This window comes from Nitrospira sp., from assembly GCA_024760545.1.
GTDB lineage: Bacteria > Nitrospirota > Nitrospiria > Nitrospirales > Nitrospiraceae > Nitrospira_D.
On the sequence record CP060501.1, the window covers coordinates 2,276,684 to 2,289,070 of the forward strand.

The 12,387-nt window shown below is 55.7% G+C and carries 11 protein-coding genes and 1 pseudogene; 7 read left to right on the top strand and 5 right to left on the bottom strand.

What is annotated here, in order from left to right; translation table 11 throughout:
- Positions 1-9: 9 nt before the first annotated feature.
- Together H8K03_10720 and H8K03_10725 are read right to left on the bottom strand one after the other, a co-directional pair.
- Positions 10-951: a MoxR family ATPase gene (locus H8K03_10720; GenBank protein ID UVT18322.1), complete on the bottom strand. Its 942-nt coding sequence runs from the start codon at positions 949-951 to the stop codon at positions 10-12.
- A 147-nt stretch (positions 952-1,098) separates the two neighbouring features.
- Entirely contained in the window at positions 1,099-2,406 is a 1,308-nt protein-coding gene (locus H8K03_10725; GenBank protein UVT18323.1) for a hypothetical protein, read from the bottom strand.
- A gap of 122 nt (positions 2,407-2,528) precedes the next feature.
- Between H8K03_10725 and H8K03_10730 the strand changes: the two genes are divergently transcribed.
- The 3 genes from H8K03_10730 to H8K03_10740 all read left to right on the top strand — a co-directional run bounded on the left by H8K03_10730 (position 2,529) and on the right by H8K03_10740 (position 4,884).
- A complete protein-coding gene (locus H8K03_10730; protein ID UVT18324.1) occupies positions 2,529-3,536 on the top strand; it encodes a ChaN family lipoprotein in 1,008 nt (335 codons plus the stop codon).
- Between the two features lie 140 nt (positions 3,537-3,676).
- A complete protein-coding gene (locus H8K03_10735; GenBank protein ID UVT18325.1) occupies positions 3,677-4,576 on the top strand; it encodes a hypothetical protein in 900 nt (299 codons plus the stop codon).
- Positions 4,577-4,695: 119 nt separating this feature from the next.
- Positions 4,696-4,884 (top strand): hypothetical protein, encoded by a 189-nt coding sequence (locus tag H8K03_10740; protein UVT18326.1) that lies wholly within the window; start codon positions 4,696-4,698, stop codon positions 4,882-4,884.
- Between the two features lie 96 nt (positions 4,885-4,980).
- Here the strand turns inward: H8K03_10740 and H8K03_10745 are convergent, their stop codons facing one another.
- On the bottom strand, positions 4,981-5,646 hold the full coding sequence (locus H8K03_10745; protein ID UVT18327.1) for an arylesterase: 666 nt from the start codon (positions 5,644-5,646) through the stop codon (positions 4,981-4,983).
- A gap of 84 nt (positions 5,647-5,730) precedes the next feature.
- Between H8K03_10745 and H8K03_10750 the strand changes: the two genes are divergently transcribed.
- From H8K03_10750 to H8K03_10760, 3 genes are all read left to right on the top strand, one after another.
- Positions 5,731-6,507, top strand: a complete 777-nt coding sequence (locus H8K03_10750; protein UVT18328.1) for an ABC transporter ATP-binding protein — start codon at positions 5,731-5,733, stop codon at positions 6,505-6,507.
- Between the two features lie 8 nt (positions 6,508-6,515).
- On the top strand, positions 6,516-9,173 hold the full coding sequence (locus H8K03_10755) for an ABC transporter permease (GenBank protein UVT18329.1): 2,658 nt from the start codon (positions 6,516-6,518) through the stop codon (positions 9,171-9,173).
- A 105-nt stretch (positions 9,174-9,278) separates the two neighbouring features.
- Complete coding sequence (locus H8K03_10760; protein ID UVT18330.1) at positions 9,279-10,334, top strand: MBL fold metallo-hydrolase; 1,056 nt, start codon at positions 9,279-9,281, stop codon at positions 10,332-10,334.
- 56 nt (positions 10,335-10,390) lie between these two features.
- On the opposite strand, the gene H8K03_10765 is transcribed toward H8K03_10760, so the two are convergent.
- Together H8K03_10765 and H8K03_10770 are read right to left on the bottom strand one after the other, a co-directional pair.
- Entirely contained in the window at positions 10,391-10,894 is a 504-nt protein-coding gene (locus H8K03_10765) for a PilZ domain-containing protein (GenBank protein UVT18331.1), read from the bottom strand.
- Between the two features lie 91 nt (positions 10,895-10,985).
- Positions 10,986-11,155: pseudogene (locus H8K03_10770) on the bottom strand (hypothetical protein).
- 183 nt (positions 11,156-11,338) lie between these two features.
- Here H8K03_10770 and H8K03_10775 point away from each other — a divergent pair.
- Complete coding sequence (locus H8K03_10775; protein UVT18332.1) at positions 11,339-12,316, top strand: methyltransferase domain-containing protein; 978 nt, start codon at positions 11,339-11,341, stop codon at positions 12,314-12,316.
- Positions 12,317-12,387: the final 71 nt, after the last annotated feature.

The following is a 12,387-nucleotide window of genomic DNA, read 5'->3' on the forward strand; positions in this document are numbered from 1 at the left end:
AGGCAAGACCTAGACCGGGATAGGAATCGACTCGACCAAATCCTGGATGATCCGCTCGGCCTGCTCAAAACTTCGTTGGTGCAGACCCTGCGTGCGCGCAACCATGATGCGGTGAGACAACACGATGGGGGCGAGTTCCTTGATATCATCCGGCACACAATAGGTCCGACCGCGAACGAGCGATAATGCTTTGGCGGCCCGGCTCAGCGCCAGCGCTCCTCGTGTGCTCACCCCCAAAGACAGGAGGTCCGACTGCCTGGTGCTCTGGACCACAGCCAGGAGATAGTCCGTGATGCTCTCCTCCATGAGCACCTGATCGACCTGCTCCTGGAGCAGAAGGACATCCTGTGCCGTGATCAGCGGCTGCAGCTCTTCAGCCGGATGGAGGGATTGCGATCGATCAAGGACCTTCTTTTCTTCTTCGTGCGATGGGTAGCCGATGCGAAGCCGCATCAAGAACCGATCGAGCTGTGACTCGGGGAGTGGAAAGGTCCCATGGTATTCAGCGGGATTCTGCGTCGCGATGACCATGAACGGCTGGCTCAGGGGATAGGTCTTGTTGTCGAACGAGATCTGCGCTTCGCTCATCGCTTCCAAGAGACTGCTCTGCGTTTTTGGCGTGGTCCGATTGATCTCATCCGCCAGCACGACATTGGCGAAAATCGGACCCGGGATAAATTCAAAGGCTTGCTTCTGGCGGTTGAAAATGGAGACGCCCACGATATCGGACGGCAGCAGATCGCTCGTGAACTGAATGCGTTTGAAGGAGCAATCGAGCGATCGCGCGAGACTATGAGCGAGCGTGGTTTTTCCCACCCCCGGCACATCTTCGATGAGGAGATGCCCTCGCGCCAGGAGGGCGACGATGCTCATCTCGATGACATGCGGTTTACCTTTGATAACTCGGGCAATATTCTCCTGAATGGCCTGAATGGTCTGCGTTGAATTCATCTTGGGACTAACGCGTGGGAAGTGGCTGTAGAATTGCTTGGTGATCGGACACAATCGAAGTCTAACAAAGGGTCTAAAGACGGTCAATTATTCATGTTTTTTGCGCCTCTACGATCTTGGCGCTGGGCCGAGGTGCTTCGATGAGCGCTACGCCTGGACAAGGGTGACCATCCATGGGGGAACTTCTTCGATCATAGAGGAAAACTTCCGGGCGGTACTGCTCGCGGGAGTGCCCGGGAACGTTGCGCCTCGGCTGATACGGACATACCGGAAGGTCCCATTCAACACGTCCAGTGAAGGAGATAGAGTTGATGACGGAGGTTGATGCCGAAGAGCCGCCAAGTCGGCGAGATCAACTGACTCACCGACCGGCAAGTCGGCAAGCACATCGTAGACCTTGCCGAAGATCTTCGACAGGTTGACGGCGGTAAATGGTTCGTCCTGTGGACGATAGCGTGGGTCCTCCAGGAGTTGTGCGAGGAGTTCCCAGAAGACTTGCGTATCCACTGAGCCCAGCACACAAACAGCTCCACGACGGGCAAGCAGATTCAGGAGAGCGACGGGTCCGGCAATCTCGAACTTCCAAGGCGGGAACAGAAGGGCACGATCACCATGCTGAACTTCCAAGGCAGGCTCCTTTCCAAAGCGTGTCTGGCGAAATACGCCCTTGGTCCGCTCCAATTCCTGCTTGATGAGTGCCTGAGAGAGTCGCGTCGGTTCATACGCAAAGGTGGGTGTGGCTGGAGCCCAACAGGTGGCAAGGGTATATCGAGGTGCCAGCAACTCCCGCTCATCCAGATGTCCAAGCTCGAACATGTTCTGGTTACTGTAGAAGGAGAACGAAAGCCCGGGTTCCTGCTGTAGCCGCCGTAGCCTCTCCGGTTTCGCATGGAGCGGACCTCCCAGCCGCGAAAGAGGGTCGAGTCGATCCAGGCAATGGAGAATAAACGGTCGGTTCTGCTGCATAAGCGCAGGCCCATAGAGATCAACCAGTTCCTCAGCGAAAGAGAGATCACCGGCTCCGATATCCAACAGAGAAGCCACGTCTGCGCGATGAAGGAGGTCGAATGGATTCTTCAGATTGCGGATCGCTTTTTCGATCTCTGCACTCGGCATGCGAGTCTGAGGCCATTTCGCTCCCGGTTCCGGAACTAACTCAAAAAAGATACTGAGCGCCCGTAGCGCTTTGGCCGGGGGGAAGCCGGTAACGGATCTCAGACCCTCTCCGTCGAGATCCTGAACGGATTGTGTCGCTTGCGGTTCGAAAAGACGCAGCAGGGATTCCTTCACTGAAGCCGGAAGGTCTTTTTCCCGAATGGTCTGGTGAAGCCGGGCGAGGGTGAAAGGAAGGGTGGTCCGTTCGATCAGTTTCTTTGATGTTTCCCATTGTCCGGGAGACCGCCGGGCGCGATGGCTCACGACACGACGGAATTCGGCGAGCGGATCGGGATTCATCGGGAAGTGATCGGCTTTGTGTGTCAGGGAGTCAAAGAGCCTTCATCAGGAGCATAGTAGTCTTCAAACGATAGCGTCAAGTCCGCTTGTTCATGCTCAATCGGTATGGTAGGACTGAATCCATGCGAATACGGTTCGGGTTTACCGCCTCTGGAAAATGGAAGTCGGCCGTCATGTTGGGCCTGCTGGCCTGCCTACTCGTGTCCGCGACCAGTTGTGCAGTTGAGCGCCACAGCAACCCTGGTTCCAGCGATGGTAGGTGGCAGCCCTGGCAAATTCTCGAGACTCAAACCGGTCGCACCCTTCATTTTTCGGACTGGATCAAAGACCTGGAACGTCACGACATTGTGTATCTGGGGGAGGAGCATCACAACCCGTACCATATCCAGGCGGCACTGAAAGTGCTGGACCAACTGGTCGCCGACGGCATCGACCCGACGATCGGGATGGAGATGTTCGGCTGGGACGGCCAACACGCACTGGACGGCTACATATCGACAACTCAGCCGGTTACGAACGAGTTTTTGGAACAGGTACGCTGGAAACAAAACTGGGGTGGAGCGTTTGAGGACTATGCGCCACTCGTCACGTTTGCTCGCGACCATCATGTATCTGTCCGAGCGATGAACCCTCCCAAACCGTTGGTCCGTCGCGTCGTCAAACTGGGGCTAGACCAGGCCAAACAAGAGCCGGAATGGGCTGGCTGGGGAATACTCCAAGAAGATATCGTTGACGATCCTGCATACCGAGAAAGGATCGTCGACCAGCTGAGGCGGTGCCATGGAGGAACCGAGGAGCACTACCGAACGATGTACGAAGCGTCGATGGTTCGTGATGAGGGCATGGCCAGGACGCTGGTTATCAGACAAGAAGAACTGCGACGTGATGGAGGCGGTGCCCGTCACATCATTGTAAGTTATACGGGAGGGGGCCATGTCCAGTACAACCTCCCCATACCGAAGCGGGTTGCCAGGCGTCTCGGAGGTGCTGTCAAACAGGCAACCGTCTATATGGTTTCGTTTGACACAAGCCGAACGGATGAAGTACGCGCGCTCATGCGGGAACCCATTGCAGATTACATCTGGCTGACGCCGATGGGTAAGCGACAGCCTTCCCAACCCTGCCGGTAAGTCCGTCTCACCGTGCGTTCCACCGCACCACCATTCAAGAGCAACTCAAAATTGATCAGCGCTTGACAGGATTTCGTTCGCTCGTCAGACTGATACGATCATTCTCATAATTCGGCGTTTTAGAGACTCGGGTGTCGACGATGCGAAATAAAATTCCTTGCAGCGCGGAGCGGCTCGGGTTGCTGGACCCTCAGATGATCAAGGCCGTGACGGAAGCTTCCGCCTATCAAATCGGTCAACAATACCTGACCGAGAATCGGGTTCGTATTGTGGAAGCCGACGACTCTCAGATCACTTCGGCCGTCATCGGCAACTCGGGTTTGTACGAGCAAACCATCCGGCTGAAAGACGGTCATCTCATCTCGAAATGTTCGTGCACGGCTTCTGAAGAACCCATGTGCCGCCATTGCATCGCGGTCCTACTGGAATACCATCGGTGGGCCCAACCTCGGCAAGTGCTCAAACCGGGTTCCCCAAAAGAATCGAAACCGCTACCGCAGGTCGATTCTCCGACGAATGGAAAGGCGCCCACCATGCAAGCGCCTGCGGTCGACGTCAAACTCAACGAAATCATGCAACTTATGGAGTGGTTGCAGTCGGCGACGAAAGCGATCGGGAAGCAAGAGGTGCTTCCCGAACCTCCCAAACTCGGCCCCGGAGAGATCTCGACATGGATCCGAGCCATTATGAATCTTGAGGAGCGATGCCGCGAAAGTGAAGACGCTTTTGGTCAGCTGGAGGCCGATTTGCACGGTCATCATGCGCACGTGGGACGCCTGACTCAACAACTCCAAACTGCGACGGCGCAGATAGACACCACACGGATGACGGTACAAGAGCTTCAACGCCAAATCGCAACTTATAAAGAGACGCTCATCAGAGTCGGTGAGTTGACCGCCGAGGTGGTCCGCTATGATGAACAGATGCAAGCGGCTGCTCGCGACATGCTTCAGAAGGGTTCTCAGTTCGATACGCTCGCCGGTTCTTTTAAGGAAGTGGCAGAAGCACTCAGAGCAGCGGTCAAGATTCCCCCTCTATAATAGCTATTTCCCCCATCATTTACGCGCCTACTTCTGCTTCTCATGCCTCTTGCGCCTTCCAATTGAGGTCCAGTAAAATACGCCCTTCTTTTGCTTGTCCGATATGGAGGGAGACGGAGATGAAACAGCTACGTTCAGGTATGGGTCTGATAACAGGAGCTCTGCTAAGCCAAGCGTTGCCGGCAATGGCCAACGCCCCAGAGGGAGGAGGGGCTCCGGACTATAGCGGAATCACCGGTCTGTACTACTTTTTGATCGGAGTGATCCTCGTCTACGGCGTCTATGACACCTTTTTCAAGAAGTCGTAACGAGTCGCGTCCTCTTGTTCAACTGCAGGTCGTCTTGTTTCACTTCTCTCGAGTTCCGAGAGGAACCTCGCGCATTCAACACCGCCCGTGAGCGAGTCAAGATTTCTGTCTTCGCTCATTCAGCACGGGCCTGAGTACGTTCACCACCTGCTCAACGATAATCTTGTAACCTTCCTTTGTCGGGTGAATGCCGTCCGCCTGATTTAGGGACGACGACCCGCCAACCCCCTGGAGAAAAAATGGAATCAAGGGAAGATGATATTCGTTGGCAATTGCCGGGAAGACGGCTTCGAAGCTAGTGGTGTAGTCTTGTCCATAATTCGGCGGTAGTTTCATGCCGGCCAAGACGACGGTAGTGCCGGCCTCCAGCAAGCGTTGAACGATCTGGCGGAGATTGTTTTTGGTTTGATCGACGCTGAGCCCTCGGAGTCCATCGTTCGCCCCCAATTCGACAATCACCAGTTCAGGCTTGTTGTTAAGAATCCACGGCACACGGCGCAATCCACCGGCCGTGGTGTCGCCGCTGACACCGGCATTGATCACCCGATACTGATAGTTCAGGTGATCCAGCCGGCGCTGGAGTTGGGCGGGGTAGGACTCATCGGCTTGTACCCCAAGTCCGGCCGTGAGACTGTCTCCAAAAGCCACGATGCGGGGCCTGGTGTCCGAAGCTGAGGAGGAGACGCCTTCGGTCGTGGACGTCCAGAGAAGAATGATAAACACAGGCAAGAGTAGATGGTGAAATCGCTTTACTCGTAACATGATCCCACACAACAGTCGCTCACTTCTTCGGTACAGTATAATATCATTCTCTATGGTCTCGCTCTGAGGCAAAAAGGATTCTCAATGATCAACGTGAAACAGGTTTCGATGGTCTTAACGGCGGCGGCGCGTTCTGTTACGATCCTCGACCGCATCTCTTTTGAAATTCCGGCCAAACAGACCGTGGCCATCGTGGGACCGTCAGGGAGTGGAAAGTCGACATTGCTTGGGTTGATGGCCGGCCTGGATCGGCCGACCACCGGATCGATCGAGCTGGATGGAACCAACATTGTCGGCATGGCCGAGAGCCTGATGGCCAGATTCAGACGGGAAAAAGTAGGGTATATCTTCCAATCGTTTCATCTCATTCCAACTCTGACGGCAATCGAGAACGTCGCGATTCCGTTGGAGCTCAGCGGAGTGGGTCGGGCCGGTGGTCGTGCAGCAGAACTGCTCGACGCGGTCGGGTTGTCCGACCGCATGGGGCACTATCCAGTGCAATTGTCTGGTGGTGAACAGCAACGAGTCGCAGTGGCTCGCGCCTTTGCTTGCCGGCCACCGATCCTGCTGGCCGATGAGCCGACGGGTAATCTCGACAGCTCGACCGGCGCCCATGTCATCGAGTTGCTGCTCTCTCTTCACCGAGATCACGGCACCACCCTTGTGCTCGTGACGCATGATGCCACGCTGGCTTCTTCGATGCAGCGAATACTTTCGCTCCGCGACGGACGCCTGGAGTCGGATACCATGCCCTCGTATTCCGAATTTGTCGATGACCTCTCGGCCGGGCTGCCAGGCTCTGACCGGGTCTTCTCTGCCGATCATTCACCTTCCGATTCCGCCGCCGAATCAAATTCATGACATCCTTCATGTTCAAGATGGCATGGCGAGAGACACGCGCGGCGTGGCGACATTTTCTGTATTTTTTGGTCTGTATCGCCATCGGCGTCGGCGCATTGACGGGCGTCTCCCTCTTCGGTACGCAAGTGGAGCAAACCGTCACCAAAGAAGCGCGAGGCTTGCTGGGAGGCGACCTGGAGATCCGGTTATCGCGGCAGATCAGTCCGAACGGTCAGGCAATCTTAGACTCACTAAGCGCTCGTGGAATCTCGCGCACGCATGTCAGCGAACTGGTCGCAATGGCGGCGCCGGCAGAACCTTCTACCAGTGGCCATCTGACACAGATCGTCGAGCTCAAGGCCGTCGAACCTGAGTACCCGCTGTATGGCTCGCTGCGAGTGGAGCCCAACAGCAACTTAGCGGAACTCCTTCACCAACAAGCTCGAGGCTGCCCTGGGCGCACCTGTTTCGGAGTCGTGGTGCAGGAGTCGCTTTTAATCAGAATGGCGTTGGCCGTCGGCGACCGGCTCAAGATCGGTCAAGGTCAGTTCGTCATCACCGGTGTGGTCAGGACGGAACCCGATCGCATGGCCAATGCGTTCAGCCTCGGTCCCCGCGTCCTGATGTCGCGAGAGGGGCTTTATGCGGCTGAGCTGATCAAAGTAGGCAGCAGGATCCGTGAGCGCTATCTCTTGAAAGTCCCTGGCAACATGGCGCCGGAGCCTCTGCTCTATGAATTAAGGACACGCCTGACACCTGAATCTGCCCGTGTCTCGACATACCGGGACGCCCAACCACAATTGAAGCAGTCGCTGGAACAACTGACCCGGTACTTGGGCCTGATCGGATTGACGGCGCTGTTTGTGGGCGGTCTGGGAGTCGCAACCTCGGTTCATGCCTTTGTGCGAGAAAAGCTCAATACGATCGCTGTGCTGAAGACAGTCGGCGCGGATTCTCCAACCATCATCGGAACCTATGGACTGCAGGCGATGATCCTTGGGCTGGTCGGAAGTCTCGTCGGCCTCATCATCGGCGTCCTCCTCCATCAGGGACTTCCTTGGATGATTGCGGCTCTAGTGGCGTCGGATCTTCTAGACCAGTTGGGATTCACGAAAGGCGCGATGAACCTTTCCCTCGCGCCTCTCGCGAAGGGTCTGGCATTGGGCATACTGTCCACGCTGCTGTTCACCCTGTGGCCGCTGCTGACGATCCGTGAAGTCAAACCGGCTCGGATCTTTCGCCGTGATGTCGCTCCGCTCGCCCCGGCTCGAAAGCAGGGGAGATTCCGGTGGTGGACGGCCTGGCATGACCTTGACCCCATCAAAGGGATCGTATCGAGCGGGATCGGCCTGGGGTTGGCTCTCTTATCGGTGTGGCAAGCAGGGTCGTGGAAAGTCGGCCTGCTGTTCATTCTGGCGTTTGGAGCGGCGGTTCTGCTGTTGGCGGCATCAGCCCGTGCTGTCCTGGCGGCGGCCAAGAAATGGCCTCGTCCCGAGCGTCTCGTCCTTCGCCAAGCACTGGGAAATGTGATGCGCCCGGGAAGCCAGGCGGTGGGCATCACGATCGCGATTGGAATCGGAGTGATGGTCGTGACGACCGTGTCGCTCGTTGAACGGTCGTTACTCGTGCAGGTGGGCGAGAATCGGCCGACTGATTCGCCGACGTTTTTCTTCATCGATATTCAGCCGGATCAGACCGATGAGTTTCTGCGTCTCTTACATCAACAAGCCGGCGACTCGACCCCTCGGTTGACACCGTTGGTGCGCTCGCGCCTTGCTGCCCTTAAGGGGGAACCGGTCAAACTTGAGGCCACATCGGAGGCAGAAGAGCAACGTGAGAAGGCCGCCGAGAAGGAAGAGCGGCGAAAAAAGTGGTATCTGACACGAGAGTATGTCCTCACGTTCCTCCAGGAGCTCCCCAAAGACAACAAGGTGATTCAGGGCGAATGGTGGAAACCGGGACAAGTCTTCACCAAGCCTCTGATCTCGATCGAAGAAGAGGCTGCGAAGCAACTCGGTCTGACAGTCGGAGATACGATGGAGCTTGACATCCAAGGCGCCTCCATCACCGGAGAGATCAGCAGTATTCGCCGAGTGGAATGGGGAAACTTCTCCACCAACTTCTACATGATTGTTTCCCCGGGTGCCCTCGACGGGGCTCCTCACACCTACGTGGCGACCGCTCGAGTCGCTCCATCCGAGGAAGTACCCCTCCAGCAAGCAGTGGTGGCCTCATTCCCGAATGTGACGGCCATCAACATCGGAGATATCCTCGACAGCTTTGCGCGGGTGCTCGATCGACTGTCTCTCGCCATCCGTGCCGTGGCGCTGTTCTGTGTCCTATCGGGAGCTGTGGTGATGGCAGCGGCCTTGGCAGCGACGCGTTATCGCCGTCTGTATGAATCAGTGATTCTCAAAGCCCTTGGAGCCACACGCGGAGTGATCGCCCGCTCGTTTGCGGTCGAGTATGCCTTGCTTGGAGCCTTGGGCGGGTTTCTCGGCAGCGCGCTGGCCAGTGCATTGTCGTGGGCGGTCCTTGAGACCGTGTTTGAGTTATCGTGGAATCTTCAGCCAGCCGTGCTGGCCATGGGCGTGATCGCGACGATCACCCTCACGGTGTCGGTCGGTTTTCTCAGCACCTATCGCATTCTCGGCCAGCCCCCGTTGGCAGTGCTGCGACATGAGTAATAGGGACGGTATGGAGTTCTTAGTGCATATTACTTATAATTGCCTCACGTGATAGGTCTTATCTATTGGTTACGGCCAACCTCGATTCGCCTGAAAGATATTGCGATGTGTCGCTGGCCGCTCATGATCCTGGTGGGGGTGTGCCTCAACCTTGCAGGGTGTTTTGACAAGATTGTCGAACCAGCAGACGTATTCGGCAACATTAAACAAGGAGAGACCTACGACCCGGCTTCGGCAATGATTGATGAATGGTATGCAGTCGAAGCGATCGATGCCCAGACTTTTGCTATCAATGAGCCAAGATCTTCTCAGTACAACACGTCCCACCTCATCATCGGTGATACCCAGGCCATCATGTTCGATGCAGGCAGCGGCGAACGTCCTCTCGGTTCGCGATCCATGCGCGCAATAGCAGAGCGCTACACAGCCAAACCCATCACGCTCATCCTCTCACACTTTCATTATGACCATATCGGTGATGCGGCAATGTTTGACCGTACCCACCTCATAGACCGTCCGGAAATCCGCAACAGTGTCAGGGATGATGTCTTTACGATCAGCCCCTGGGAATCGCTGGACATTGGAAAACGACCGCTCAAGGTTGCCGCCTTTATCGCCGATGGCGATGTGATCGATCTGGGAGGCCGCAAACTCGACGTGCTCAACATGCCTGGGCATACCAAGGAATCAATACTCCTGCTCGACAAAAGCCGCAATCAGGTCTTCACCGGCGATTTCGTCTATCAGCATCTCGGCGGCATCATTGCCTTTGCGCCGGGATCTGATCTGGTGGCGTATAAGACAAACAGCGATCGGCTGCTACACCTCGCCAATTCCGACACGGTCTTTTTCGGCGCACATGGTTCCCCGCGGTTCAGTCGCAGCTGGCTAGCGTTGCTGGATAGCGAACTTGGCAAGATCATCAGAGGTGAAGCGGAATATCGATATGCAAGCCATTATCTTGCCCCCGGCATCCCGTGGCGGGTACGCCAGCATGGAGACCTCTATATCTATACCACGCCCCTGGTTGACCCGCCGCTCTTCTGGTCCGCATGGACGCTGCTGATATTGGGGACTGTGAGCGTACTGTCGCTGTCTCTGCTCTACCGGATTATCCGAGCTTTGATTCTTGCTCGAGGGAAGCACGCGAGAAGAATGTAAACCTGACAAGAGCTGTTTGGCAGGATAGTTGTGGCAGCGGCGTTGGCACGCGCCCACTAGGCTGATGGTAAGGTTTCAGGCAACCACACATCGACAATGTGTCGAATGCGCCGCTCATCGTCTCGATGGAGCCTGGTGAAGCGCAGGCCGATTGCGCCATCGACTGCGGACCGCACAATGGCCTCATCAATCGTAACCGGAAATGAACTGTCGGAATACTGGAACTCCAGCTCAAGCCGCGAGCCGATTCTGATCGGAGCGGTGGAACGGATTCGGCACCCGCGTATCGAAAGGTTGTCGATCGTCCCTTCCTTTGCTGCGTCAGAGGAGAATGCGGATTCTCGATGTCTGAACCAGACTGGAAAAGAGACGTCGATGCGCTCAAAGCTTCGACGCGGATTGGAGGTCCGACAGCCGAGAAATATTCGAAACCGCCTGCCACAGAGCTGACAGCGAAAAGGATAAATCGTCAACCCACTCAGGAGAGCATCGGGCAGAGTGGTTCTCGCCGCGAGACGAACTTTACTCGCCCTGCAAGCCGGGCATCGCAAATCAGGCATGGTTCAACCCAGAACGATTTCCGGCGATTGTAGCGATGTTCACATCTCGGCGACAAGCGGGGAATATGCGTATGGGTGGAGGCCGTTACCACACAAACGCTTCCAGAATGTCCCCGAATTCTGAATAGCACATGTGGGTATGAATCTGGGGCTCATCCAGGACTCCACTCGTCGCGAGTTTGAAGGACGTGGCTGATCGTCGCGGACAAATGACCACTGGAGGATGGTGACCGGTCCGGTGAGCATGGTTTTCATCGGGCGTCGCCTGAGATTCCAATACCCTTCGCATTGACCTAGCAGCATTTCCGAGGCTAATCTACGCCACTTTTCGCCTCTGTTGGCACATCAATAGAGCGGGTGTGAGGGGTTCCCCAAGTTACTCGTGTCACCTTCTTTGTTTTGTCCATACATGTTAATGAAGTCACGTTCATTCAGACATTCGACATGATGAACATGTTCATATGGGCGATCGTCCTTCTCCTGGGCTTTCTGCTGATTGGATTAGTACTGTACCTGCTCTTTCCCCGCAAATATCAGTCTGCCGATTCTGTCGCCAATTCCTATGATGACTGGACGAATGACGGCATTCTAGAGTTCTACTGGGGCGAACATGTACATCTGGGACACTATGGCTCTCCCCCGCGCAAAAAGGATTTTCTCAAAGCCAAGTCAGACTTTGTGCATGAAATGGTGCATTGGGGTGGGTTAGACAAGCTTCCTTCCGGTACGACAGTGTTAGATGTGGGCTGTGGCATTGGCGGCAGCAGTCGTATTCTCGCGCGAGATTATGGCTTTGTGGTCACAGGAATCACCATCAGCCCTCAGCAAGTCAGACGTGCTCAAGAACTGACTTCCCCAGAGGTGAATGCGCACTTTCAGATTGATGATGCGCTGGCACTTTCGTTCCCCGATGCCAGTTTTGATGTGGTCTGGTCGGTCGAGGCAGGACCCCACATGCCGGATAAGGCACAATTTGCTCGAGAGCTCTTGCGCGTGCTGAAACCGGGTGGAATTCTGCTTGTTGCCGATTGGAATCAGCGAGACGATCGCCAGGTTCCATTCAATTTTTGGGAAAGGCCAGTGATGCGGCAACTGCTGGATCAGTGGTCTCATCCAGCGTTTTCCAGCATTGAAGAGTTCTCAGAATTACTGGAGGCCACCGGACTGGTGGCGGGTAAAGTCACCACAGCAGATTGGACTGCCGAAACCTTACCCTCCTGGCTCGATTCCATCTGGCAGGGAATTGTCCGTCCAGCAGGGATTGTTCGGTTTGGCATGATCGGGTTGTTTAAATCATTGCGAGAAGTGCCCACGTTCCTGTTAATGCGTCTGGCATTTGGGGCAGGGCTGTGTCGCTTTGGCATGTTTCGGGCAGTGCGTGCCAATGTCCCTACGCTTGAAGATTGGCGAGTATCGCAATGAAATTTTGGATGATCATAACAAGATCACAAAGTTCCCTAAAATCTTTCCAAACTCGAGAATCGGTGCTACCC

Excerpts from the sequence above, each read along its gene's own strand:
- H8K03_10720 (UVT18322.1), bottom strand. The coding sequence starts at position 951 with ATGAATTCAACGCAGACCATTCAGGCCATTCAGGAGAATATTGCCCGA.
- H8K03_10725 (UVT18323.1), bottom strand. The coding sequence starts at position 2,406 with ATGAATCCCGATCCGCTCGCCGAATTCCGTCGTGTCGTGAGCCATCGC.
- H8K03_10730 (UVT18324.1), top strand. The coding sequence starts at position 2,529 with ATGCGAATACGGTTCGGGTTTACCGCCTCTGGAAAATGGAAGTCGGCC.
- H8K03_10735 (UVT18325.1), top strand. The coding sequence starts at position 3,677 with ATGCGAAATAAAATTCCTTGCAGCGCGGAGCGGCTCGGGTTGCTGGAC.
- H8K03_10740 (UVT18326.1), top strand. The coding sequence starts at position 4,696 with ATGAAACAGCTACGTTCAGGTATGGGTCTGATAACAGGAGCTCTGCTA.
- H8K03_10745 (UVT18327.1), bottom strand. The coding sequence starts at position 5,646 with ATGTTACGAGTAAAGCGATTTCACCATCTACTCTTGCCTGTGTTTATC.
- H8K03_10750 (UVT18328.1), top strand. The coding sequence starts at position 5,731 with ATGATCAACGTGAAACAGGTTTCGATGGTCTTAACGGCGGCGGCGCGT.
- H8K03_10755 (UVT18329.1), top strand. The coding sequence starts at position 6,516 with ATGTTCAAGATGGCATGGCGAGAGACACGCGCGGCGTGGCGACATTTT.
- H8K03_10760 (UVT18330.1), top strand. The coding sequence starts at position 9,279 with ATGTGTCGCTGGCCGCTCATGATCCTGGTGGGGGTGTGCCTCAACCTT.
- H8K03_10765 (UVT18331.1), bottom strand. The coding sequence starts at position 10,894 with ATGCCTGATTTGCGATGCCCGGCTTGCAGGGCGAGTAAAGTTCGTCTC.
- H8K03_10775 (UVT18332.1), top strand. The coding sequence starts at position 11,339 with ATGATGAACATGTTCATATGGGCGATCGTCCTTCTCCTGGGCTTTCTG.